Consider the following 23894-nt stretch of genomic DNA (forward strand, 5'->3'; position numbering starts at 1 on the left):
CGCCGATGAGCGGCGTGGCGGCGGGGCGGTTGTCGCCGAAGGTGACGAGGAGGCTGTCGAGCGGGCGGGTGCGCAGGGCCTCGACGATGGCGGGATCGACGTCGATGATCTCGTAGCGGGCCAGCACGCCCTCGGCGGTGGCGATGTCGGCACCGCCATCGATCGCCCGCGCCGTCGGACCCGAGGTCGGAAGCATCGAGCACCCCGACACCGCGAACGCGGTGACGAGGAGAGTTGCAGTGACGCGCATTCAGGTTTGCCTGACGGTTTCTCTCATGGGCTGCCTAGCGCGAAAACGGTCAAGCTGTCCGTGGCGACGCCGCCACACCGGCTTCGGGACCGTATCCTCCGTCTCGCCGTCCCCGTTGCCCACACTTGTCCCGGGCCTCGAAGGGCATTTGCCGCACGGCGCGGTTGCGCTAAGCGGAGTGCCAGGCCGAACCGCGCGGCCGATCCGCAGGCAGGGATGTCGAAACGCGTCAGCCACACACCGCCCGGCGTGCCTGATCCGCGCCCGGGCGCGGTCAGGCGACGCCACGTCTTCTACCTGCCGGGCTATGACCCCGAGGCGCGCAGCCGCTACCGGTTGCTCTTCGTGCGCGAATTGACCCGCTACGCCAAGGTGTTCGGCCAGACGCGGCGCGAGATCGGCCGGGCCGAGGCCGGGGCGCTCCGCACGACGGCGGAGGGTTCGGCGCCGGGCGGGCCTCCCGCACCAGCCCCCCTCGTCGAAGCGCCTCTCGTGCAAGCGCCTCTCGTGCAAACTTGGCGCATCGGCGCGCATGCCGAGACCGGGGGAGCCGAGACCACCTACGAAGTTCTGCTCTGGGACGACATCGTCGCCTGCGATTTCGCCCGCTCGAAGTTCCTCAGCGTGGCGCTCGCCTGCACGGCCTATATCGTGCAAGCCGGTTTGCTGATTGCGTACTACCGGCTGAACTGGAAGTTCGGGAACGTCATCGTCTACCCGCTGGTCACGATCCTGATCTTCGCCGCGGCGGCGGGCGGAATGGCCTGCGCGGCCCATGCCGTCCTGGGGGAGGGCGGTGCCATCGGCCTGAACCTGCCAGCCCTGGCCATGGTGCCGATCGGCCTCCTCGTCGTGATCGCGCTGTTCGTCGCGATGGAGGCGAGGCTCAATCGCATCTTCTTCTGGCAGCTCGTGAACGACTGGGTGTTCAAGTGGCAGCATGGCCGGGGCTCGCGCGATGATTATGAGCGCCGCCTCGACAGCTTCGCCGATCACGTGCTGGCGCGGCTGCGTGCCCCCGATCTCCCGGGCCCGCCGGACGAAATCCTGATCGTGGGCCATTCCTCGGGCGCGCTCACCGCCGTGGAGGTCGCGGCCCGCGTGATCGCCCGCGACGCCCGCCTCGGCGCGACCGACGGCCCGAGCCTCGGGCTCGTCACCCTCGGTTCCGCTCTGCCGCTGGCGGCCCTGAAGCCTCGGGCGCGGGGGTTGCGGGCGGAGGTCGCGCGTCTCGTCACCTGCCGCCGGTTGATCTGGGTCGATTACTGCGCGCCACAGGACTGGATGAACTTCCCGGGCTTCAACCCGGCTTCGGACCTCGATCTCGGCCTGGCACCGGACACGATCGTGGCCAACCCGATCATCCGCTCGGCGCGCTTCCGCGACATCATCTCCCCGGAGACCTATGCCAAGGTCCGCTTCCGGCCATTCCGGATGCACTTCCAGTTCCTGATGTCGAACGACCGACCGGGCGAGTACGATTATTTCGACATGATCCTCGGTCCGCGCCGCCTGCTCGACCGCGTTCTCGACGCCGATGACGAGCAGGATTCGGACGTGCCTACGAAGAAGAGAGAGTTCATGCGCGAGGCCAGGGCGGTCCGGCATGGGTGAGGGCGAAGCCGCCATGCCCATCGTGCTGGTGGTGACCGGGGTGTCGGGTTCCGGCAAGAGCACGGTCGCCTCGCTGCTCGCCGAGCGGCTCGGCCTGCCCTTCGTCGACGGCGACGATTTCCACACGCCGGAGAGCGTCGCGCGGATGTCCGCGGGCCATCCCCTCGACGATCAAGCCCGCGGGCCCTGGCTCGCGCTCATCCGCGGCTGGATCGACCGGCAGCTCGCGACCGGGGAGGGCGGGGTGGTAGCCTGCTCCGCCCTCAAACGCCGCTATCGCCGGGCGCTGATCGGGGACCCGACGCGGGTGCGCATCGTCTACCTCGAAGGGAGCCGTGACCTGATCGGCCGGCGGATCGCGGCCCGGCACGGCCACTTCATGCCGGCGGCCCTCCTCGACAGCCAGTTCGCTGCCCTCGAGCCGCCCGGGCCGGACGAGGATCCGATCACGGTGGGCATCGAAGAGGGGCCCGAGGCCATCGTCGCGGCGGTGGCGACCCGGCTCGGGCGTTCGCCCGGCGACCTCTGCGGATAGGATACGGAATGCGCAAGCCGGCCGGCATCGCCCTCGTCGTCTCCGACGTCGACGGCACCCTGGTGACCACCGACAAGAACCTGACCCCGGCAGCCATCGCGGCGGTGCGCCGGCTGGGCGAGGCGGGGATCGGCTTCACCGTGGCGTCGAGCCGCCCGCCGGTCGGCTTGGCGAGCCTCGTCGACGCCCTCGATCTGCGCCTGCCGATGGGCGCCTTCAACGGCAGCACCGTCTGCGGGCCCGATCTCGGCATCCTGTCCGAGGTGCTGATCCCGGAGGCGGCCGCGCGCGCGGCGGTCGCGCGGTTCGCGGCCGAGGGAATCGATGCCTGGGTCTTCGCCGGCGGCGCTTGGCACCTGCGCGACCCGAAGGCGCCCTATGTCGATCTGGAGCGGCGCACGCTCCGTGCGGAGCCGAAGGTGACCGCCGACCTCGCGCCGCTCCTGACACATGCGGCCAAGATCGTCGGTGTCAGCCGCGACCACGACCGGCTCGCCGCGATCGAGACGGCGCTTGCGGGCGATCTCGGCACCCGGGCGGCGGTGCATCGCTCGCAGGCCTATTATCTCGACGTGACCCCGCCCGGCACCGACAAGGGCGGCTTCGTGCGCGATCTCGGGCGGCGCCTGGGCATCCCCATAGAGCGGATCGCGACGCTGGGGGATGCGGGCAACGACGTGGCGATGTTCCGCGCGAGCGGTCTCGCCATCGCCATGGGGAATGCCGACCCGACGGTGCGGGAGGCCGCCCACGCCGTGACCGGCGACAACGATTCGGATGGCTTCGCGCAGGCGATCGAGCGCCTCGTCCTCGGCGCCGTGTGAGACCGCACGGGGCCTAAGGCGGCGCCGTCATCGGCCAAAGCTGTGCCATTCCGGCGACAGGGGAGAGCCAAGGCCGGGGATAGAGGGGCCCCGGCGCCGGAAATTCACGTTCCCGCCTCATTTCGACCCGACCGCTCGGGGCACAAACTGAGCCGTAGAAAAAACCACGGGTCTCGCATGCGCCTTATCCTCGCCGCCCTGCTCGCCGCCGCCGTACCGGCGCCGGTTCTCGCCCAGGCGGTCCAAGAGGGCGCGGCACGTGACAACATCGACGCGCTGATCGCCGAGCATGCCCGCGCCAACAAGGTGCCCGCCGAGTTCGTGCACCGCGTGGTCAAGCGCGAGAGCAACTACAATTCCCGCGCCAAGGGCGGCTCGGCCCTCGGCCTGATGCAGATCAAGCACGCCACCGCCCGCGGCCTCGGCTATAGCGGCGACGCTGCCGGACTCTACGATCCCGACACCAACCTGAAATACGGCATCGCCTATCTGGCCGGCGCCTACCGCGCCGCCAAGGGCGACCTGGAGCAGGCCTACCGCTACTACAATCGCGGCTACTATTACGTCGCCAAGCGCCTCGGGATCGAGGCGGACGTGCCGCAAGAGCCCGTTGCGGCGCCGACCGTCACACGCGTGGCCGCGGCCTCGACGGCGAAATCCGCCACCGGCTTCGATGGTATGTTCGCCCTGCGCGGCAGCGCGCCCGCCGTCGGCAGCCAGGCCTTGGCCTACGCTGCGCCCGGCACCGCCCCGGCCGATGCCGTCGAGGTGCCGCTGCCCCCGCGCCGGCCGGCCGCCCTTTCCGGCGCCTCCGAGCCCGTCCAAGTCGCTTCGGCCCAGTTCGCAACGACTCAGGGCGCCTTCGTTCAGACCCCTCCCGTCGCCTATACCGCCGCCCCGGCCGCCACCGCCCCGACCCAGGCGGATCCGCACACGCTTGCGGCCAACGATGCCGTCGAGGTTCCGCTGCCTCCGCGCCGTCCCTCGGAAATCGTGCTGGCCGCCGCCGCTCGCCCGGTGACCGTCGCCCGCAAGCCCGCCGCCGCCCCGGTTCTCGAAGCCTCGGCCCTCCCCGGCACGCCCTGATCCGCCCCTCGGCAGCCTGCGTAGGACACCCGCCCGGAACGACTAGCCAGTCGCCATCGGTGTCGCTATACAGCCCGCCTCGAATCTCCGTCACGCACGCGGTGCCGTCGGCGATCCTCGGATGAGGATCCCTCGGGCGCCCTATTAGCCTGAGGTACTCCCATGGCCGTTCCGAAGCGAAAGACTTCCCCCTCCCGCCGCGGCATGCGCCGCTCGGCCGACGCCCTGAAGGCCCCGACCTATGTCGAGGACAAGGATTCCGGCGAGCTGCGTCGTCCGCACCACGTCGACCTGAAGACCGGCATGTATCGCGGTCGCCAGGTGCTGAAGGTGAAGTCGGCCGAAGCCTGATCGGCCCGGCGCCTCGGCGCCTATTCGGACTTCCAAAGTCTTAGGGGCGTCAGCCCCGTTCGAAGGCCGCGGTCCGCGCGTAAAGCGCGACCGCGGCCTTCGTGCGTTCGGACCGGGCCGGACGCAGGGCCGGATCGGCGCTGACGATCAGTTGGGTGAGAAATTCCGCGAGCGGGCGTCCGCCCCGGATCCGGGACGACGGACCGGGTTGGGCCACCACGACGAGCGAACGACCCGCCGGTTTCGCATCGGCACGAACGCGATCCGTTTCGGCACTGTCCCGCGTCCTGGATCGATCCATGCTCGCCACTCCGGCTCCGACACGGATCATCGTGCAAGAGCGGGGCCGACGTTAACCGGATCTTAACCTCTTGTCGCGGGCGCCGCTGTCCGCCGCGCGCGGCGTCCGCGCGCAGCAAAGCCTTTTCTGCATGTCCGGATCGAACCGGCGCATCGGCTGCGCACGCAATCGTGTGTCCGGCTCACAAACGAGAATCGTTCTAAGCTGCTTGACGCCTTATTGGAATCACTCTAATTACAAACTTGAAGGCAACCGGGTTCGTGCCGGACGCCGCCAGAACCAACGGAGTGACCTCATGTCGAGCAACACCAGCGCCGCCTGCCAGAGCTGCCGCTTCTTCGACGAGCACAAGACCAATGCCGGCCAGGGCTCGGGCGATGTGGGCCTGTGCCGTTTCAACCCGCCGGTGAGCCAGCCCGAGCCGCAGAGCCAGGGCCTGTGGCCGGTGGTGGCTTCCAAGGATTGGTGCGGTCACTTCACCGCCGACATCACCCCGGCGGAGTAATTCGCGCCGGGGTAATGACCCGGCCGGAGACGTCTCGCGTGGAACGAATGAGGCTGGCGCCGACGCGCCGGCCCCTTTCTCGTTGAAGGCTTGGCCGCAACCCTCGCTGCGGCTGTGCCGCGGCGGATGGTGCTGGGAATTGCTTCCGGACGCCGCCATACGGTCATGATCCGGTCACCTTCCCGTTCGATGGCTGCGGCCAGACGGCAACGGGCTGCGGAAATCGAGCCCCTCGCCACCCGGACCCATCGCGGCCGGACTGATGTCGGAACGGGCGGCGCAGGCCGCCGTGCCGAAACGGGGATGACTTCATGATCTTTGGACTCTCGGCGGCCCTAGCCTCCTTTCGCACGGCTTATGGCGCGGCCGCGCTCGCCGCCCTGACGGCCGTCATGGCCGCGCCCGCCGCAGCCGCGCCGCATCGCGATCCCTCCGGCACGTGGCTGACCCAGGACGGCAAGGCGCGCATCCGCGTCGAGAAATGCGGCCCGCAGGAGAAGAACCTGTGCGGCTACGCCGTGTGGCTGAAGGTGCCCAACAACGACGAGGGCAAGCCACGGGTGGATTTCCGCAATCCCGATCCCAAGAAGCGCGCCCGCGCCTCGCTCGGGCATCAGCTCATCCTCGGGCTGAAGCTCAACGAGGATGCCCGCTACGAGGGCAAGATCTACAACGCCGAGGACGGCAAGTTCTACGACGTGACGATCTGGTCGGAAGAGCCGGAGGAGCTGACCGTCAAGGGCTGCCTCATCGCCTTCCTGTGCCAATCGCAGACCTGGAAGAAGGTCTCCGACATGGCGCCCGGTCAGCTTGCCGGCCCGACCAACGGCCCGAACGGTCCGCGCGCCGATGCCGAATGGGCGCCGAAGCCCCCGGCCGCCGCGAGCGCCAACGGCCCGACCGCCACGGGCACCACCGGTCCGGCTCCCGCCAAGCCCGCCGCGCCCAAGCCCGCCGCGCCGAAGGCCGCAGCGCCGGCGGAGTGATCGCGGAAGGGGAATCAAACCCTTCCCCGTGATTGCGGGGCGGGGCTGAAGCACACCCGTGCTCCGCATGGTTCAGGAAGGGCGCGCGGAGACCGTCCCGACGGCACGGTCCCGCCTTTTGAGGGGAGGCGCGCCCCGGATCGTTCCGGCTCTCCGCCTCGCGATGACGGGGAGAGCCCGAAAGCCGCTCAGAGCGTCGGCGCCGCCACCCGTTGGCGCAGGCCGGCAATGACCGCCTTCAGCATCTCGGCGCTGGCGATCTCCATCCCGCCGGGCATGCGCGCGGCGTAGATGCGCTCGTGCACGAAGGCGAGCTTGGCGATCACCGCGGGCGTCAGGGTGAACGGGTAGAGCGGCGGCTGGCCCATGGAGCGGTTGAGCGAGTTGACCGCGTAGGTCAGGGGCATCCACGCCTCGATCACGCGCTGGAAGTCCGGCGTCTCGTAGGGGTCGAAATCGACCGTCACCGCACTCGCCCCATCGCCGCCGTTGCGAAGCTTCGGGCGCACCCGGATCTCGAAGGCGTTGGCCGTCTCCAGCGTGTCGACGATGTGCAGGTAATGGGCGAAGGTCTCGGCGAAGTCCTCCCATGGGTGGGCGGTCGCGTAGGCCGAGACGAAGGATTCCTCCCAGCGCGGCGTCGGTCCGTTGGCGTGGTAGCGTTGCAGGCTCAGGCCGTAATCGACGCTCTCATCGCCGAACAGAGCGCGGAAGAGCGGCAGGCTCGCATCGAACCGGACCAGTAGATTCCAGAAGTAATGTCCGATCTCGTGGCGGAAATGGCCGAGCAGCGTCCGGTAGAACTCGCCGAACAGCTTGCGCCGCCGCTCGCGCTCGACGTCGTCGGCCTCCGCGATCGAGAGGGTGATGAGGCCGTCGAGATGGCCGGTCATGACCGGGGGGCCGGGAGACTGCGTCTCGGCGGGATCGACCAAGAAATCGAAGGCGAGGCCGTCGGAATATTGGACCCGCGTCACCAGCGGCAGTTCGAGCCGCAGCAGGGAGTAGAACAGCCGATGCTTGGCGGCCTCGATCTGGCGCCAGCGCACGACATTGGCCGAGACGGTCAGGTCCGGCACCACGCGGTTGTGGCGGCAGGTGACGCAGTAGGGCTCGTCGGATTCCTCCGGCACCATCCAGTTGCAGGCATCGTAGGCAGCGTTGGCACAGAAGCGGTACTTGCGCCCCAGATGCGCGTAGGCGCGAAACAGCGGCCCGCGCCCGTCCTCGCCGCAGGGCTCCAGGGCCGAGACGGCATGCCGGTCGCAGACATAGCCGAGCCGCCGCTCGCAGCTCTCGCACACGGTGCTCTCGAAGCTGACCGGCTGGTCGCAGGCCTGACACTGGAAGATTTTCATGGGTTCCGCTCCCGCCGAGAGCGTGAATCGTTCGGGCATCCGGTGAGGCGCAGAGCCCCGCAGGACTTGCGGTCCCGCAAGGATCGGGCCCCTGCAGGACTCAAAGAGCCGATCGCGGCAGCGGTTCCACCAATGTCGCTCAGGCAGCCTCCGATGCATGCTTCTTGCTTTTCCCGCACGCTCCGCCCCGCTGCGGGCGTATAAGCGCGACAGACCCATTCGGCCGGCCGCGCCGCGAGACCGTTCGAGATCAGACGAGACGCCCGGAGATTCCGTGTCGATCCAAGCCGCCCTGCACCACGTCACGCATTATCGCTACGATCGGCCGATCGCGCTGGGGCCGCAGACGATCCGCCTGCGTCCGGCGCCGCATACCCGCAGCCGGGTGCCGGCCTACGCGCTGAAGGTGACCCCCGAAAACCACTTCATCAATTGGCAGCAGGATCCGAGCGGCAATTGGCTCGCCCGCCTCGTCTTTCCGGAGAAGACTACCGAGTTCCGGGTCGAGATCGATCTCACCGCCGATCTGGCGGTCATCAACCCGTTCGACTTCTTCGTCGAGAGTTACGCCGAGCGACATCCCTTCGCCTACGACGACGACCTGCGGATCGCGCTCGCCCCCTATCTCGCCCTCGATGATGCGCGCGGGCCGGAGATCGACGCCTTCCTGAAGCGGGTGCCGGACGAGACCCACACGGTGACCTTCCTCGTCGCGCTCAACGAGCTGGTGCGCGCGCACGTCGCCTACGGCGTGCGGTTGGAGCCCGGCGTGCAGACGCCGGCCGAGACGCTGACGCTCGGCAGCGGCTCCTGCCGCGATTCGGCATGGCTGCTGGTGCAGGTGCTGCGCCGCCTCGGCTTCGCGGCCCGCTTCGTCTCCGGCTACCTGATCCAGCTCGTGCCGGACACCACGGCGGTCGACGGACCTGCGGGCACCACCACCGACTTCACCGATCTGCATGCCTGGGCCGAGGTCTATCTGCCGGGCGCGGGCTGGATCGGGTTCGACGCCACCTCCGGGCTGCTGACCGGCGAGGGCCACATTCCGCTGGCCGCCACGCCCCATTATCACGGGGCTGCCCCGATCTCCGGCCTCGCCGAGCCGGCGGAGGTCGACTTTTCCTATGAGATGAAGATTACCCGCGTGGCCGAAGCCCCGCGTATCACCAAGCCGTTCTCGGACGGCGTCTGGACGGCCATGGACGCGCTCGGCGAGCGCATCGACGCCGATCTGACCGCCCAGGACGTGCGGCTCACCATGGGCGGCGAGCCGACCTTCGTCTCGATCGACGATTTCGAATCGCCCGAGTGGAACGTCGCGGCGGTGGGGCCGACCAAGCGCGGCCGCGCCGATACGCTGATCCGGCGCCTGCGCGACCGGTTCGCGCCGGGCGGCATGCTGCATTACGGCCAGGGTAAATGGTATCCGGGCGAGAGCCTGCCGCGCTGGGCCTTCGCCCTGTACTGGCGCAAGGACGGGCTTCCGATCTGGAAGAATGCCGCGCTGATCGCGGCGGAGAACGGCCCGAAGGGCGCCACCATCGCGGATGCGAAGGCGCTGATCGGGGCGCTCGCCGAGCGGCTCGACCTCGCCCGCTTCATCTTTCCGGCCTACGAGGACGCGGTCTACTGGAAGAGCCGCGAGAGCGAGCTTCCGGTCAATGTCACGACCACGGCGCCCCGCACCGGCAGCGTCGAGGCCGATGCCCGCTTCAAGCGCGTGTTCGAGCGCGGCCTCGGCGAGCCGGTCGGCTACGTGCTGCCGCTGGCCAACCTCGCCGCGGGCGAGGGGCGGGCCTGGATCTCGGAAAGCTGGGCGTTCCGCCGGGGCGGGGCCTATCTCAGCCCCGGCGACTCGCCGATGGGCTTTCGCCTGCCGCTCGGCTCGCTGCCCTACGTGCCGCCGGATTCCTACCCCTATTACCACCCGCAGGACCCGCTCGAGGATCGTGGCGACCTGCCGAGGGAGCCGGGGGCGCCGCTGCCGAAGGGCGCCGACCGTGCCAACGGCGCCGGCATCACGGGCGTCGCCGTGCGTACGGCTTTGGCCATCGAGCCGCGCGACGGCGTGCTCTGCGTGTTCATGCCGCCGCTGGAGCGGGCCGACGATTATCTCGACCTCGTCGGCCATCTGGAGCGGGCGGCGGAGACGGTCGGCCGGACCCTGCATATCGAGGGCTACGAGCCGCCCTACGATCCGCGCCTCTCCGTCATCAAGGTGACGCCCGATCCCGGCGTGATCGAGGTGAACGTCCATCCCGCCGCCTCCTGGCGCGAGGCGGTCGACATCACCCGCGGCCTCTACGACGAGGCGCGCCAGACCCGGCTGGGCGCCGAGAAGTTCATGATCGACGGGCGCCACACCGGCACGGGCGGAGGCAACCACGTCGTGCTCGGCGGCGCGAGCCCGGCGGATTCACCGTTCCTGCGCCGGCCGGATCTGCTCAAGAGCCTCGTGCTCACCTGGCAGCGCCACCCCTCGCTCTCGTACCTGTTCGCGGGCCTCTATGTCGGCCCGACGAGCCAAGCGCCGCGCATGGACGAGGCGCGCCACGACGGTCTCTACGAACTCGAGATCGCCATGGCCCAGGTGCCGGGACCGGGGGAGGCCAACATCCCGCACTGGCTGGTCGACCGGCTGTTCCGCAACATCCTGGCGGACGTGACCGGCAACACCCACCGGGCGGAGATCTGCATCGACAAGCTGTTCTCGCCGGACGGTCCCACGGGGCGGCTCGGCCTCCTCGAATTCCGTTCCTTCGAGATGCCGCCGGACGCGCGCATGAGCCTCGCCCAGCAGGTGCTGCTGCGGGCCATCGTGGCCTGGCTCTGGCGCGAGCCGCAGACGGGTTCCTGTGTCAGATGGGGCACGGCGCTCCACGATCGCTTCATGCTCCCGCATTTCCTCTGGGCGGACTTCCTCTCGGTGCTGGAAGACCTCCGCGCGGGCGGCTACGAGTTCGATCCCCAGGCCTTCGTCGCGCAGCGCGAGTTCCGCTTCCCCGTCTTCGGCCGGGTCGAGCAGGGCGGGGTCGGCCTGGAGCTGCGCCAGGCCCTGGAGCCCTGGCACGTGCTGGGCGAAGAAGGGACCGCCGGGGGGACCGTGCGCTTCGTGGACGCATCCGTCGAGCGGCTTCAGGTGAAGGTCGAGGGCTTCGTGCCCGGCCGGCACGTGATCGCCTGCAACGGGCGACGCCTGCCGATGACGCCGACCGGCGCCAGCGGCGAGGCGGTGGCCGGCCTGCGCTTCAAGGCGTGGCAGCCGGCCTCCTCCCTCCACCCGACGATTCCGCCGCACGGTCCGCTGACCTTCGACATCCTGGACGCCTGGAGCGGCCGCTCGCTCGGCGGCTGCCGCTACCATGTGAGCCATCCCGGCGGGCGCAATTACGAGAGCTTCCCGGTCAACGCCTACGAGGCGGAAGGCCGGCGCCTGGCCCGCTTCGAGGCCATGGGCCACACCCCCGGGACCGTGGCGATGCCGCCCGAGGAGCGGACGACCGAGTTCCCGCTCACCCTCGACCTGCGCACCCCCGCGCCCCGATGAGTGCCTCGGCCGCCCTCGCGGACGGGCCCGCGCGGCCCGACCCGGCCTGGGCGGCCGACGATGCGGCGGCGCGCATCCGCCGCTGGACGGAGGGCTATGCCCCGCGCTCCGGCCTCGCCGACGAGCTCGTCGGCCCGGACGGTCGCTTTCACGGAGCGTGGCCGCGCTTCCTCGACCGGCTCGGCCGCCTCGACGACCGCGAGATCGGCGCCCGCTTCCTCTCCGCCGAGCGGCATATCCGCGATGCGGGCATCTCCTACCGGGTCTACGGCGACAAGCAGGAGCATCCCTGGCCGCTGGGCTCGCTGCCGCTCGTCATCGACGCGGCCGAATGGGCGGAGCTGTCGGCGGGCATCGTCCAGCGCGCCGGGCTGATGGAGCGCATCGTCGCCGACATCTACGGGCCGGGCCGGCTCGTGGCCGAGGGGCTGCTGCCCGCCGGCGTCGTGGCCGGCAGCCCGGAATATCTACGCCCGGCCCAGGGCATGAGCCCGCCGGGCGGACGCTGGCTGCCGATCTACGCCGCCGATATCGGCCGCGGACCGGATGGGCGCTGGCAGGTTCTGGCCGACCGGACCCAGGCGCCGTCGGGCCTCGGTTACGCCCTCGAGAACCGCATGGTGCTGGCCCGGGCCTTCCCGGACCTGTTCGCCGACCTCCACGTCGTCCGCCTGCCGGGCTTCTTCCAGGCGTTCCGCTCCGGCCTCGCCGCCGCCTGCGATCGCAGCGATCCGCGTATCTGCCTGCTGACCTCCGGCCCCTACAGCAGCACCTATGTCGAGCAGGCCGCCCTCGCGCGCTATCTCGGCTTCCTCCTCGTCGAGGGCGACGACCTCGTGGTCAGCGACGGCCTCGTCCACGTGCGCACCGTCGCCGGCTTGAAGCGCGCCGACGCGCTCTGGCGACGGATCGACGCCGATTATCTCGATCCGCTGGAACTGCGCACCGATTCGCGCCTCGGCGTGCCCGGCATCCTCGAGGTGATGCGCCGGGGCGGCGTGGTGATGGGCAACATGCCGGGTGCCGGCGTGCTCGAATCCGCAGCGCTCAGCCCCTACCTGCCGCGGATCGCCGAGGCGCTGACCGGCGAGAGCCTGCGCCTGTCCGGCCCCCGCACCTGGTGGTGCGGCGATCCCCAGGGCCTCGCCCACACCCTGGCGCATCTCGACGCCTTGACCCTGCGCCCGGCCGCGACCGCCGTGCGCGGCCCCGAGCGCGACGCGATCCTCGCGCCGGTCGCCTTCGGCGCGGCCCGCGAGACGGCGCTCGCCGCGCTGAACGAGCGCGCCTTCGATTGGGTGGCCCAGGAGCCGGTGCCCCTCTCGACCATGCCGACCTGGCAGGACGGCCGCCTCGTCGCGCGGCCCTTCGTGATGCGGGTCTTCGCCGCCGCGACGCCGGAGGGATGGCGGGTGCTGCCGAGCGCCTTCTGCCGCGTCGCCGAGCGCGAGGACGCCGATCCCAGCGAGATGCGGGCCGGCATCCGCGCGGCCGATGTCTGGATCCTGTCGGACACCCCCGTCGACGCGCCGAGCCTGGTGATCTCGACGCCGCCCCGCATCCGCCGCGTCGCCGGGCACCTGCCGTCGCGGGCCGCCGACAACCTGTTCTGGCTCGGGCGCTACCTGGAGCGCGCCGAGGCCGTGATCCGCCTCGTCCAGGCCCATCTCGGCGGTTTCGGCGAGGCGATCACCGCCGATCCCTGCGCCGCCGACGACGCGCCGACGGCCAAGCGCATCCGCGCCCTGCTGATGGAATGGCACAGCGTCGAGGCCGCCGATCTCCCCACCGCCATCCTGGCCCAGGAGGCGCTGAGCGGGCGCGCCCATTACGGCTCGGCCCTCAACCATGCCCTCGAGGCGCGCCGCATCGCCGCCTCGCTGCGCGAGCGGCTGCCGGCGGAGGCGTGGCGCTCGCTCGCGGACCTGCGCGATACGCTGGTCTTCAGCGAGGTTTTCACCCCGACCGAGGCGCAGCTGCGCGGCCGGGCCGAGCGGGCGCTCGGCCATCTCTCGGCGCTCACCGGCCTCGCCCACGAGAACATGAACCACGGGGCGGGCTGGCGTTTCGTCGATATGGGCCGTCGGGTCGAGCGGGCGATCAACACCTGCAGCTTCGCCGCCACCTTCTGCGGGGAGGATGCCACCGCCGAGGATCTCGGCGTGATGCTCGCCCTCGTCGACTCGCAGATCGCCTACGGCGCCCGCTACCTCGCCGGCGTCAGCCGCGACGCGGTCTGCGACATGGGCGTGCTCGATCCCTACAACCCGCGCTCGGCCGCCTTCCAGGTCGCCGCGATCGTCGCCCATCTCGACGCGCTCCCGGCCATCGCCGCGGACGGCCTGCCCGAGCCCCATCGCCGCCAAGCCCTGACCCTCGCCGGCACCTTCCAGACCGGGCAGGCCGCCGAGATCGACGGCCCGGCCCTGGAGCGCCTCGCCAACGAGCTGGAGCGCCTCGCCGACGGCATCGCCGGCCGCTACTTCCCCAGCGGCGCCGAGGCGTTGCGACCCGAGAAGCTGACGGGTCTCGCGTGATCTACGGACTTCGCCACCTCACCACCTACCGCTACGCCCGCAAGGTCCGCTACGCGCGCTGCACCCTGCGCCTGCGCCCCCGCGACGGGGGCGGGCAGACCGTGCTGGAGAGCAATGTCGCGGTCAGCCCCGCCCCGAAGAGCCGCTTGGAGCGGCGCGACTTCTTCGGCCTCGACACGATCAGCCTCGTCCTCGACGAGCCGCACGAGACCTTCACGGTCGAGGCCTTCTCGCGCGTCTCGGTCGAGCGTCCGCCGCCGCCGCCGCCGGAATCCGGCCCGTCCTGGGAGGCCGTGCGCGACGCGGCGCTGGCGCTGCCGAGCCTCGGCCCGGACGGACCCGCCCATTTCCAGTTCCGCAGCCAGCGCGTGCCCCTCGATCCGGCGGTGACCGACTATGCCCGCGCGAGCTTCGCGCCGGGCCGCAGCGCCTATGGCGGCGCCGTCGAGCTAATGACCCGCATCCGTACGGATTTTCGCTTCGACGCCAAGGCCACGACCGTCTCGACGCCTCTCGCCGAAGCCTTCGCCCTGAGGGCGGGCGTCTGCCAGGATTTCGCCCATGTGATGATCGCGGGGCTGCGCGGTCTGGGTCTGCCCGCGGCCTATGTCAGCGGCTATCTCCGCACCCGCCCGCCACCGGGCCGCCCGCGCCTGCGCGGTGCCGATGCGAGCCACGCCTGGGTCGCGCTGTGGTGCGGGGCGGAACTCGGCTGGATCGGCCTCGACCCGACCAACGATTGCGTGGTGCGCGACGACCATATCGTCGTGGCGCGCGGGCGCGATTACGGCGACGTCGCCCCCATCGACGGCATCGTCTCCTCGGCGGGCGCGCAGAAGCTGACGGTTGAGGTGGACGTGATCCCGGAGGACGAGGAGGCGTTCTGACAGCCTGCTCGACGCGGTTCGAAAAAGAATCAGAACACCGCGTGATCGCCCCGCTCGGCCGTCACCTCGCCCCGGATCAGCCGCGCGTAATGCTCGAACAGCGTCTGCGAGCCCGTCGAGGGGGTGGCGTCGGCGTCGTAGCGGCCGGTGGCCGGATCGAGGACGAGCATCGATTCGGTGGCGTAGTAGCGCCCGATGCGCGCGAGCTCGGCCTTGGCGGCGAGCGCGGGGACCCACCGTCCGAGCACGGTGAGGACCACGACGATCCCGTCCAGCAACCGCACCGGGACGTGCCGGAAGCGCGGCGCGCGCCCGAGCAGGGCGAACAGGGCCTCGCCCTGCGCCTTCGGCGTGATGGCCGCGCCGGGTCCGCCGATCGGCAGCACCCGGTTGCGCCGCCCGGGATCGTCGAGGCAATCGGCGAGGTAGGCACCGAGGTCGTCGTCGGAAATCGGCTTGCACGCCGTCAGCGCACCGTCGCCGAACACGAGGAACGGCTTGCCGCGCCTCACGCGCTCGACCTGCCCCGAGAGGGATTTGAAGAAGGCCGTGGGCCGGACGATCGTGTAGGCGACGCCCGAGGCGATCAGGGCCGCTTCGAAGGCGAGCTTGGCGTGCTGGAAGGCCAGAACCGGCTTCTGGACGCAGATCGCCGAGAGCAGGACGACGTGGCCAACCCCGGCCGCCCGGCTCGCCGCGAGCGCGCTCAGATGCGCGTCGTGGTCGATCGCCCAGGCGTCCTCGGGCACTCCGGTGCGGGAGGCAAGGCACGAGACCAGGACGTCGAACGCCTCGCCGCGAAAGCCGTCGCGGGCGAGCGAGCCCGGATCGGTCACGTCCGCGAAGCGGATCTCCGCGCTTGCGGGGAGGCCTGCATCGGCGTGGGCGCCGGGGCGGACGAGGCAGACGATCCTGTGACCGCGCGACACCAGGGCCCGCACGGTGGCACGGCCGATCGTGCCGGTCCCGCCGAGCACGAGGACACGGCGCGGCCCTGGGGCGGTGTCTCGATCCGCATTCATGTCGCCGGTCCGCCCCCCCCGAAACGCCCAAGGAATCGGCACGGGTTTGCCCGGACGCGTCAAGCCGTGAGCTGCGGGTGCCGGGGGTGAACCGGCTCGCGCGCGATGGACTTGCCCCCCCGTTTGGGCGTAAGCCCCGAGCCCGATCCGCCGCAAGGTACGAGGGAAGGCGACAGCCGTGGTTCAGTCGATGGCCGACGTGAAGGAGGCGATCTTCGCCTTCATTGCGGCCCGCAACCCGGGCCTTCCTCCGGGCTCGGTCACGGGCACGACCTCCCTGGTCACGAGCGACGCGCTCGATTCGATCGGCATCCTCGACCTGATGATGCATCTCGGCGATCGCTTCGGCGTCGAGATCGACGAGGACAGCTTCGACCTCGCGAATTTCGAGAGCGTCGATACGCTCGCCCACTTCATCGACGACCGGCGCGCCGCCTGATCCTCGCGATGGCGCCGAGCCTGCTGCACCACCTGCTCGACCGGGCCGGCGCGGACACGGCGGTCGCCGTCGTGGACGGCGCCGAGCACCTCACCTACGGCGCCTTCCGGGGCCGCGTCGCGGCTCTGCGCGACCGCCTGAAGGGGCTCGGCCTCGGGACCGGCGACCGGGTTGCGATCCTGCTGCCGAAATCGATACGCGAATGCGTGGCGATCTTCGCCGTTGCCGCGGCCGGCGGCGTGTTCGTACCGATTCATCCGAGTCTTCGTCCGCGCCAAGTCCGCCACATCGTCGCCGATAGCGGTGCCCGCGCGCTGCTGACCGATCCGGGCCATGCCGAGGGCCTCGACGGGGCGCTGGACGATCTTCCGGCCGTTCGCATTCTCACGGGGGAAGCGGCGGAGGCCGACGAGGCGCCACTCATCCCCGGCGAGCCGGCGCCTAGGGAGTTGGCCGCGATCCTCTACACCTCGGGCTCGACCGGCCTGCCCAAGGGGGTAATGCTCTCCCACGACAACCTGCTCGCCGGCACCCGCATCGTGCGGACCTATCTCGGGATCGGCGCGCACGACCGCATCCTCTCGGTGCTGCCGTTCTCGTTCGATTACGGGTTGAACCAGCTCCTCACGACCGTCGAGCAGGGGGCTCGGATCGTGCTGCTGACGCCGCGGCTCGGCGATGACGTCGTCCGTGCCCTGGAGAGCCATCGCATCACCGGCCTGGCGGGCGTGCCGACCCTGTGGACGCTGCTGACGCGGGCCGCGCCCCATCTCGCCAAGGCCGACCTGTCGGCCCTGCGCTACGTGACGAATTCCGGCGGCAGCCTCGCGGTGCCGACCATCGCGCGCCTGCGCCAGCGCCTGCCGCAGACGGAGGTCGTGCTGATGTACGGCCTCACGGAAGCCTTCCGCTCGACCTACCTGCCGCCCGCCGAGATCGACCGGCGGCCCGACTCGATCGGCCGCGCCATCCCGGAAACCGAGATCTTCCTGGTCACCCCCGATGGGCGGCGCGCCAAGCCCGGCGAGCCCGGCATCCTGCATCACCGCGGTCCCACCGTCTCGATGGGCTACTGGAAGCGGCCCGAGGACAGTGCCCGCGTGCTGGTGCCCGACCCGTTCCCGCCGGACGGCGCGGCGCCCGGCCTCGTCTGCCGCTCGGGCGACCTCGCGGTGGAGGATGCGGACGGCTTCTTCCGTTTCATCGGCCGCGAGGACGCGATGATCAAGACGCAGGGTTTTCGGGTGAGCCCCACGGAAGTCGAGGCCGCCCTGATGGAGACCGGCGCCTTCCGCGCGGCCGCGGTGATCGGCCTGCCCGATCCGAGCCTGGGCCAGCGCATCCACGCCGTCACCGTCCCGGCCGAGTCGGCGCCCGCGACGTCCGAGGTGCTGCAATCCTTGCGCAAGGCGCTCGCCCCCCACCTCGTCCCGCGCAGCATCGAGACGGTCGCCGCTCTGCCGACCACGCCCAACGGCAAGGTCGATTACAAGCGCCTCACCGCCGAGCGGGCGGCGGCGGAGATCCGGGCCGATGGGTGAGGCGCCTTCTCCCGCTCATCCCACCACCACCCTCATCCTGAGGTGCCCGCGCCAGCGGATCTCGAAGGAGGGCTCCAGAGATCGTCGCGGCTTCCGGAGCCCTCCTTCGAGGCTGCGCTTCGCGCCGCACCTCAGGATGAGGGGGAGGGTGGGAGGCGGCGTCGTGAGCGGCGGCAACGTATCATGAACCACACCGCCACCCCCGATCTCGCCGCCACCCTGATCGCCGAAAACTTTTCGCGCGATGCGACCGGTGTCCTCCATGTCGGCGGCCTGCCGCTGACCGCACTCGCCGACACCTACGGCACGCCGCTCTTCGTCTACGACGCCGACGGGCTGCGCCGGGCCTACCGGGCGCTGAAGCAGGCGGTCGCCGGCTTCGCCGAGGTCGATTACTCGGTCAAAGCCAATCCCAATCCGGCGGTGATCCGCGTCTTCCACGCTGAAGGGGCCGGCGCCGAGATCGCGTCGGGCGCCGAGTTCGACGCTGCCCTCGAAGCCGGCGTCCCTCCCGAAAAAATCCTGTTCGCCGGGCCGGGCAAGTCGGCCGCCGATCTCGACCGGGTGATCGGCGGCGGCATCGGCGAGATCCATCTCGAGAACCGCGAGGAGCTTTGTCGCGTGGCCGCGGCGGCCGAGCGGCACGGCACGACCGTGCGGGTGGCGCTGCGGATCAATCCCGGGGCGACGGCGCAGGGCGGGGCGATGCGCATGGGCGGCAAGCCCTCGCCCTTCGGCTTCGACGAGGAGGACTTGTCCGAGGCCGTCGATGCGGTGGAGGCCGAGCCGCGCCTTCGCCTCGTCGGGCTCCACCTCTTCGCGGGCACGCAGGGGCTGAAGGCCGAGACGCTGCTCGGTCAATGGGCCTATGGCCTCGATCTCGCGGCGCAGATCGCCCGAAAAATCGCGCGTCCGCTGGAGACGATCGACCTCGGCGGCGGACTCGGGATCCCGTACTTTTCGGGCGATGCGACGCTCGACCTCGACGCGCTACGGGCCGGCCTGCCGCCGCTGATCGAGACGGTCGGCACGAATCCGCTCCTGGCGGGCGCCCGCGTCGTGCTGGAACCCGGCCGCTACCTGGCCGGGCCGGCGGGCGTCTACCTGGCGCGCGTGCTGGCGGTGAAGGTGTCGCGGGGAAGCCGCTTCGTCATCACCGACGGGGGCATGCATCATCACCTCGCGGCGAGCGGCAATCTCGGCCAGATCGTCAAGCGCGACTTTCCCCTGGTGGCCGTCTCGGGCGGGGAGGGGGTCTCGCCCTGCACCGTGTCGGGGCCGCTCTGTACCCCCCTCGACGTGCTCGCCCGCGCGGCGATGCTGCCGACGCTGGCCGAGGGCGATCTCGTCGCGGTGCTGCAATCGGGCGCCTATGGGCTCACGGCCAGCCCGACCGGCTTCCTGAGCCATCCGACCCCCGCCGAAGTGCTGGTGGACGGGGGACAAGCCGCGATGATCCGGTCACGGGGAGACTGAGCCGAGCACCGTCCCTCTCCCCTCCACGGAAATAGGGTTTTCTCAGCGGCGCCCGCTCGCAAAGGCACAAAAAACCCCGGCCTTGCGGCCGGGGCTGGAGGTGGTCTCGGGCTCGAAATGCTCGCGGCCGCGGTGCCGCCTCGACCCGAAAGCCGTTGCGGCGCCGATCGGGCCGATCTCTCAGAAGAAGCCGAGCTTCTTCGGCGAGTAGCTGACCAGCATGTTCTTGGTCTGCTGGTAGTGGTCGAGCATCATCTTGTGGGTCTCACGGCCGATGCCGGACTGCTTGTAGCCGCCGAAGGCCGCGTGGGCCGGGTAGGCATGGTAGCAGTTCGTCCAGACGCGACCGGCCTGGATGGCGCGGCCGAAGCGGTAGGCGCGGGTTCCGTCGCGGGTCCACACGCCGGCGCCGAGGCCGTAGAGCGTGTCGTTGGCGATGGAGAGCGCCTCCTCGTCGTCCTTGAAGGTCGTGACCGAGAGGACGGGGCCGAAGATCTCCTCCTGGAAGATCCGCATCTTGTTGTGGCCCTTGAACACCGTCGGCTGCATGTAGAAGCCGTCGGCGAGCTCGCCGTCGCGGTTGCCGCGGGCGCCGCCGGTGAGGCACTCCGCGCCTTCCTGCTTGCCGATATCGACGTAGCTGAGGATCTTCTCGAGCTGCTCCGAGGAGGCCTGGGCGCCGATCATGGTCGCCGGGTCGAGCGGCGAACCCTGGGTGATCGCCTCGACGCGCTTGATGGCGCGCTCGATGAAGCGGTCGTAGATCGACTCGTGCACGAGCGCGCGGCTCGGGCAGGTGCAGACCTCGCCCTGGTTGAGGGCGAACATCGTGAAGCCCTCGAGGGCCTTGTCGAAGAAGTCGTCGTCCTCGTTGGCGACGTCCCCGAAGAAGATGTTCGGCGACTTGCCGCCCAGCTCCAGCGTGACGGGGATGAGGTTCTGCGAGGCGTACTGCATGATGAGACGGCCGGTGGTCGTCTCACCCGTGAAGGCGATCTTGGCGATGCGCGGGTTCGAGGCGAGCGGCTTGCCGGCCTCCAGGCCGAAGCCGTTGACGACGTTGATCACGCCCGGCGGCAGCAGGTCGCCGATCAGCTCCATCACCACGAGGATCGAAGCCGGGGTCTGCTCGGCGGGCTTGAGGACGACGCAGTTGCCGGCTGCCAGCGCGGGGGCCAGCTTCCACACCGCCATCAGGATCGGGAAGTTCCACGGGATGATCTGGCCGACGACGCCGAGCGGCTCGTGGAAATGGTAGGCGACCGTGTCGTGGTCGATCTCGGAGATCGCGCCTTCCTGCGCCCGCACGCAGCTGGCGAAGTAGCGCCAATGATCGATGGCGAGCGGGATGTCGGCGGCGGTGGTCTCGCGGATCGGCTTGCCGTTGTCCCAGGTCTCGGCCAGGGCGATCAGATCGAGGTTGTCCTCCATCCGGTCGGCGATCTTGTTGAGGATGCGGGCGCGCTCGGCGGGCGAGGTGCGGCCCCAGGATTCCTTGGCGGCATGCGCCGCGTCGAGGGCCTTCTCGATGTCCTGCGCGTCGGAGCGGGCGACTTCGCAGATCACCTTACCGGTGATCGGCGAGGTGTTCTCGAAATAGCGGCCGTTCGCCGGGGCAACCCACTGGCCGCCGATGAAGTTGTCGTAGCGCGCCGAGAAGGGCGACTTCGTCTTGGCGTCGGCTAAGAACTCCGGCTTGTTCATCGCGTTTCCTCCGTGGCGTTCTTGGTTCGCCGATATCGGCGTTCCGCGGGAGAGAAGGCCAGTCGGTCCATCGGATCAAGGTGGACTTTAGGCCAAAACGAAGATGCAGCGCGGCAAGACACGGAAGATCTTGGCGTTTCCGAATCAAGAAAGGAACCGTTCCAGATTTCCCGTGAACCGGTGCGTCCGCGTTCTACTCCCGATCCGATCGTCTGGCGACCCCGGAGCTGCGGGACGAGGTCCCGGCGGCGTCCGGCTTGACCCGGCCGGGCACGGCGTCGCGCCCAGGGGGCGGGCGACTCTCCGGGATCCGGGGGCAGGGGGTGTCCAGCCCGCCGCGGTGGAGGACGAGTCCGGTGGTCCGCCCGGCCCCGTCGCCCTCGAACGTCACCTGCGCGTCGAGATCCTGCATGAAGAAGCTGCGCTCGTCCTCCGGGTGGAGGAGGTGGCGGGGCTCGCCCGTCGCCTGGGCCCAGAGCCGCCCGTTCTCCAGGCCGATCGTCAGGACGAGGCCGGGTGCCAGGGCGTAGCGTCCGGCATGGGGAGCGAGCCGCGCCGGATCGACCGGAACCTCCGCGAAGCTCCGCCGCGGCTCGGCGAGGATGCGCGCGGCCTCGGCTGGATCGATGCGCGGGGCGATGCGATCACGCCCATTCTGATGCAGCACCAGACCGTTCGGCCGTCCGTCGGGCTCGGTGTCGAGGGTGATGCGCGCGTCGATCACCCGTGAGAAGAAGGTGCGGTCGCTCTCGGGCACGAAGGCGTTGGCCGGCTGCCCAGTTCCCTGCACCATCAGCCGCCCGCCGTCGCGGCGGAGATCGAGGAAGAACCGGGGCCCCAGCCGGTAGGTGCCGGCGTAGCGCTCCAGGATCATGTCCTCGAGGACGATCGGTTCGGGGAGATCGAGCGCGCCGAACCAGAGCGCCGCCAATTCGCGCGACATCTTCTGGGCCGGGGCGTTCTCGCTGTTGGCCAGCACGATCACCGCGAGCCGCTCCTGCGGATAGTAGTCGGTCATGGCGAGGAAGCCCGAGACCGCGCCCCCGTGCGACCACAGCCTGCGCCCATGGGCCGTGCCGACATACCAGCCGAAGCCGTAGCCGCGCCCGCCATCGTCGAACATCATTCGACGCGAGGCGTCGGAGATGACGCGCCCCGAGAACAACGCCTCGTCCCAGGCCAGCAGATCGTCGACGGTGGAGTAGAGCCCCCCCGCCGCGTAGGCGACGGAGGAGGCCATCGGCGCCGCGTTGCGCCACTGCCCCTGACCGAAACGGTAGCCCGCGGCGCGCCGCGGCAGCAGCACGGTGGCGTCGTCGTAGCCGGTGTCCTTCAGGCCCAGGGGCGAAAGCATGTGGTCGGAGAGGTAGCGCGCATAGGGTTCGCCCGAGGCGAACTCGATCGCGAGGCCGAGCAGCAGATAGTTGGTGTTGCTGTACTCGACCCGGGCGCCGGGTTCGAACAGCAGCGGCTCGGCCGTCACCAGCTCGACCAGGGCCTTGGGTGGCCGCTCGATGCGCGAGATCGCCGGCAGATAATCGGACAAGGCCGTGTAGTTGATGATCCCGGAGGTATGGTTGAGCAGGTGGCGCACCCGCACGCCCTCCCAGGCCTTGGGCGCTTCCGGGTAGAAGCGGACGACCAGATCGTCGAGGGACAGCTTTCCCGCGTCGACGAGCTGGAGGATCGCGGCCGCCGTGAACTGCTTCGTCAGCGAGCCGATACGGAAATGCGTGTCGGGGGTGTTCCGCGCGTTCCACTCGCGATTGGCCCATCCATAGGCCTGCCGGAACACCGGCTTGCCGTCCTTGGCCACCAGGATCACGCCGCTCATCAGCCCGGATTCGCGATAGGGCTCGATCAGGGCCGCCGCGCGCTTGGCATAGTCGGCCGGGGCTGCCCCCGCGGGGCCCGGCAGGAGTACGAAGACGGCGAGGAGAGCGGCGAGGGGACCGGCGTGCAACGGTTCCGGGCTCCGGACGTGGCGGGTCGCATCATGGGTCGCCATCGATCGGCGATCACGGTTTCGCCGCGACCCGGGGAAATGATCCCACGGCGCGTCCGGGCCGGCAACCTCCGATCGGCGGCCCCTTCCGGCCCTCGTCCCCAGGCGGGCGATGACACAGCAGAGGCAGACGATTCATGACGACATCCGCGCGCATCCTGCTTGCCGCCTCTCTCGTCGGCGCGGGCTTGCCTGCATCCGCGCTCTTGGTGACCGCGCCCGCGCTTTTGGCGACCGCGCCCGCCCTCGCCCAGAAGGCCGCGCCTGCGGAGAAGGCCATCCCGGCGGAGGCCGCGAAACCCGTCGTCCTGACCCAGGCCCAGATCGACGGTGTGCTCGCGGCGCAGCCCGAACTCGCCAAGATCGATGCTGGCTCCGCCGACCAGCCCGATCCGAAGGCCGAGGCCCGGGAGGAGGCGGAGGCGATCGTGACGCGCAACGGGTTCGCGTCGCTCGACGCGTTCCAGGACGCCAGCGAGAGCATCGATGCGGTGGTCGAGGGCGTCGATCCGCAGACCAAGACCTATGTCGGCGTGACGCCGTTACTCAGGAAGCAGCTTGCCGCGCTCGAAGCGGACACGACCCTGCCGGCCAAGGACAAGGCGGCGGCGGTCAAGGAGCTGAAGGGCGCCATCGCCGCAGGCGAGCCGGGCGGCAAGCCGCCGGAGGGCAACATCGCTCTGGTGACGCAGAACTACGACCGGCTGAACGCGGCGCTGGGACCGGATGCCGGGGGTGACGCGATGGCGACCGAGAGAGCCGGTGAGACACCTGCCGACAGGGCTGCCGGCCGAAAGTAGGCCGCGCGGCGAAGGCGGCGGACGCGACCCGGGGGCGGTGGCCGGACCGGGTGTCGGCTTGGGAACGATCGGGGCGCAGGGTGCCTTTCCGCACCGACCCGTCTCCAACCCCTCACCACAAGCGGC

The 23894-nt window shown here is 70.4% G+C and carries 19 protein-coding genes and 1 pseudogene; 14 read left to right on the forward strand and 6 right to left on the reverse strand.

The window, feature by feature from the left end; genetic code table 11:
* Nucleotides 1-250, reverse strand: a pseudogene (locus OWC43_RS09565) (sugar transporter); the annotation flags it as partial.
* Between the two features lie 216 nt (nucleotides 251-466).
* Here OWC43_RS09565 and OWC43_RS09570 point away from each other — a divergent pair.
* From OWC43_RS09570 to rpmF, 5 genes are all read left to right on the forward strand, one after another.
* Nucleotides 467-1864 (forward strand): alpha/beta hydrolase, encoded by a 1398-nt coding sequence (locus tag OWC43_RS09570; protein WP_393956480.1) that lies wholly within the window; start codon nucleotides 467-469, stop codon nucleotides 1862-1864.
* A gap of 13 nt (nucleotides 1865-1877) precedes the next feature.
* Nucleotides 1878-2399 (forward strand): gluconokinase, encoded by a 522-nt coding sequence (locus OWC43_RS09575; RefSeq protein WP_393956481.1) that lies wholly within the window; start codon nucleotides 1878-1880, stop codon nucleotides 2397-2399.
* Between the two features lie 8 nt (nucleotides 2400-2407).
* Nucleotides 2408-3223, forward strand: coding sequence for a Cof-type HAD-IIB family hydrolase (locus tag OWC43_RS09580; RefSeq protein WP_393956482.1), 816 nt, complete (start codon nucleotides 2408-2410; stop codon nucleotides 3221-3223).
* Nucleotides 3224-3400: 177 nt separating this feature from the next.
* The gene (locus OWC43_RS09585) at nucleotides 3401-4309 is read left to right on the forward strand and encodes a transglycosylase SLT domain-containing protein (RefSeq protein ID WP_393956483.1); all 909 of its coding nucleotides are present in this window, start codon (nucleotides 3401-3403) and stop codon (nucleotides 4307-4309) included.
* Between the two features lie 162 nt (nucleotides 4310-4471).
* Nucleotides 4472-4660, forward strand: a complete 189-nt coding sequence (gene rpmF, locus OWC43_RS09590) for a 50S ribosomal protein L32 (protein ID WP_091945606.1) — start codon at nucleotides 4472-4474, stop codon at nucleotides 4658-4660.
* 49 nt (nucleotides 4661-4709) lie between these two features.
* Here rpmF and OWC43_RS09595 read toward each other — a convergent pair whose 3' ends face one another.
* Nucleotides 4710-4961 (reverse strand): hypothetical protein, encoded by a 252-nt coding sequence (locus OWC43_RS09595; protein WP_137830547.1) that lies wholly within the window; start codon nucleotides 4959-4961, stop codon nucleotides 4710-4712.
* Nucleotides 4962-5256: 295 nt separating this feature from the next.
* On the opposite strand from OWC43_RS09595, the gene OWC43_RS09600 reads away from it, so the two are divergent.
* Entirely contained in the window at nucleotides 5257-5466 is a 210-nt protein-coding gene (locus OWC43_RS09600; protein ID WP_137830546.1) for a hypothetical protein, read from the forward strand.
* A 311-nt stretch (nucleotides 5467-5777) separates the two neighbouring features.
* Entirely contained in the window at nucleotides 5778-6452 is a 675-nt protein-coding gene (locus OWC43_RS09605; RefSeq protein ID WP_393956484.1) for a DUF2147 domain-containing protein, read from the forward strand.
* A gap of 188 nt (nucleotides 6453-6640) precedes the next feature.
* Here the strand turns inward: OWC43_RS09605 and OWC43_RS09610 are convergent, their stop codons facing one another.
* Nucleotides 6641-7810 (reverse strand): putative zinc-binding metallopeptidase, encoded by a 1170-nt coding sequence (locus OWC43_RS09610; protein WP_393956485.1) that lies wholly within the window; start codon nucleotides 7808-7810, stop codon nucleotides 6641-6643.
* A gap of 274 nt (nucleotides 7811-8084) precedes the next feature.
* On the opposite strand from OWC43_RS09610, the gene OWC43_RS09615 reads away from it, so the two are divergent.
* From OWC43_RS09615 to OWC43_RS09625, 3 genes are read left to right on the forward strand one after another with little or no spacing between them, the layout of a single operon-like run.
* The gene (locus tag OWC43_RS09615) at nucleotides 8085-11357 is read left to right on the forward strand and encodes a DUF2126 domain-containing protein (protein ID WP_393956486.1); all 3273 of its coding nucleotides are present in this window, start codon (nucleotides 8085-8087) and stop codon (nucleotides 11355-11357) included.
* Nucleotides 11354-13894 (forward strand): circularly permuted type 2 ATP-grasp protein, encoded by a 2541-nt coding sequence (locus OWC43_RS09620; protein WP_393956487.1) that lies wholly within the window; start codon nucleotides 11354-11356, stop codon nucleotides 13892-13894. The genes OWC43_RS09615 and OWC43_RS09620 overlap by 4 nt, the downstream gene beginning before the upstream one ends.
* On the forward strand, nucleotides 13891-14781 hold the full coding sequence (locus tag OWC43_RS09625; protein WP_393956488.1) for a transglutaminase N-terminal domain-containing protein: 891 nt from the start codon (nucleotides 13891-13893) through the stop codon (nucleotides 14779-14781). Before OWC43_RS09620 ends, OWC43_RS09625 begins: the two co-directional genes overlap by 4 nt.
* Nucleotides 14782-14810: 29 nt before the next feature.
* Here OWC43_RS09625 and OWC43_RS09630 read toward each other — a convergent pair whose 3' ends face one another.
* Complete coding sequence (locus OWC43_RS09630; RefSeq protein WP_393958532.1) at nucleotides 14811-15758, reverse strand: NAD(P)H-binding protein; 948 nt, start codon at nucleotides 15756-15758, stop codon at nucleotides 14811-14813.
* Nucleotides 15759-15993: 235 nt separating this feature from the next.
* Here OWC43_RS09630 and OWC43_RS09635 point away from each other — a divergent pair, with 235 nt between their 5' ends.
* The 3 genes from OWC43_RS09635 to OWC43_RS09645 all read left to right on the forward strand — a co-directional run bounded on the left by OWC43_RS09635 (nucleotide 15994) and on the right by OWC43_RS09645 (nucleotide 19259).
* Entirely contained in the window at nucleotides 15994-16242 is a 249-nt protein-coding gene (locus tag OWC43_RS09635) for an acyl carrier protein (RefSeq protein ID WP_137830553.1), read from the forward strand.
* Between the two features lie 8 nt (nucleotides 16243-16250).
* The gene (locus OWC43_RS09640) at nucleotides 16251-17783 is read left to right on the forward strand and encodes an AMP-binding protein (RefSeq protein ID WP_393956489.1); all 1533 of its coding nucleotides are present in this window, start codon (nucleotides 16251-16253) and stop codon (nucleotides 17781-17783) included.
* A gap of 183 nt (nucleotides 17784-17966) precedes the next feature.
* The gene (locus OWC43_RS09645; protein ID WP_393956490.1) at nucleotides 17967-19259 is read left to right on the forward strand and encodes a type III PLP-dependent enzyme; all 1293 of its coding nucleotides are present in this window, start codon (nucleotides 17967-17969) and stop codon (nucleotides 19257-19259) included.
* A 180-nt stretch (nucleotides 19260-19439) separates the two neighbouring features.
* On the opposite strand, the gene adh is transcribed toward OWC43_RS09645, so the two are convergent.
* Nucleotides 19440-20963 (reverse strand): aldehyde dehydrogenase, encoded by a 1524-nt coding sequence (gene adh / locus OWC43_RS09650; RefSeq protein ID WP_137830538.1) that lies wholly within the window; start codon nucleotides 20961-20963, stop codon nucleotides 19440-19442.
* A gap of 193 nt (nucleotides 20964-21156) precedes the next feature.
* Nucleotides 21157-22926, reverse strand: coding sequence for a serine hydrolase (locus OWC43_RS09655; protein WP_393956491.1), 1770 nt, complete (start codon nucleotides 22924-22926; stop codon nucleotides 21157-21159).
* A 179-nt stretch (nucleotides 22927-23105) separates the two neighbouring features.
* Here OWC43_RS09655 and OWC43_RS09660 point away from each other — a divergent pair, with 179 nt between their 5' ends.
* On the forward strand, nucleotides 23106-23768 hold the full coding sequence (locus OWC43_RS09660) for a hypothetical protein (protein ID WP_393956492.1): 663 nt from the start codon (nucleotides 23106-23108) through the stop codon (nucleotides 23766-23768).
* Nucleotides 23769-23894: the final 126 nt, after the last annotated feature.

The organism is Methylorubrum sp. POS3, assembly GCF_043352485.1.
GTDB classification, from domain to species: domain Bacteria; phylum Pseudomonadota; class Alphaproteobacteria; order Rhizobiales; family Beijerinckiaceae; genus Methylobacterium; species Methylobacterium suomiense.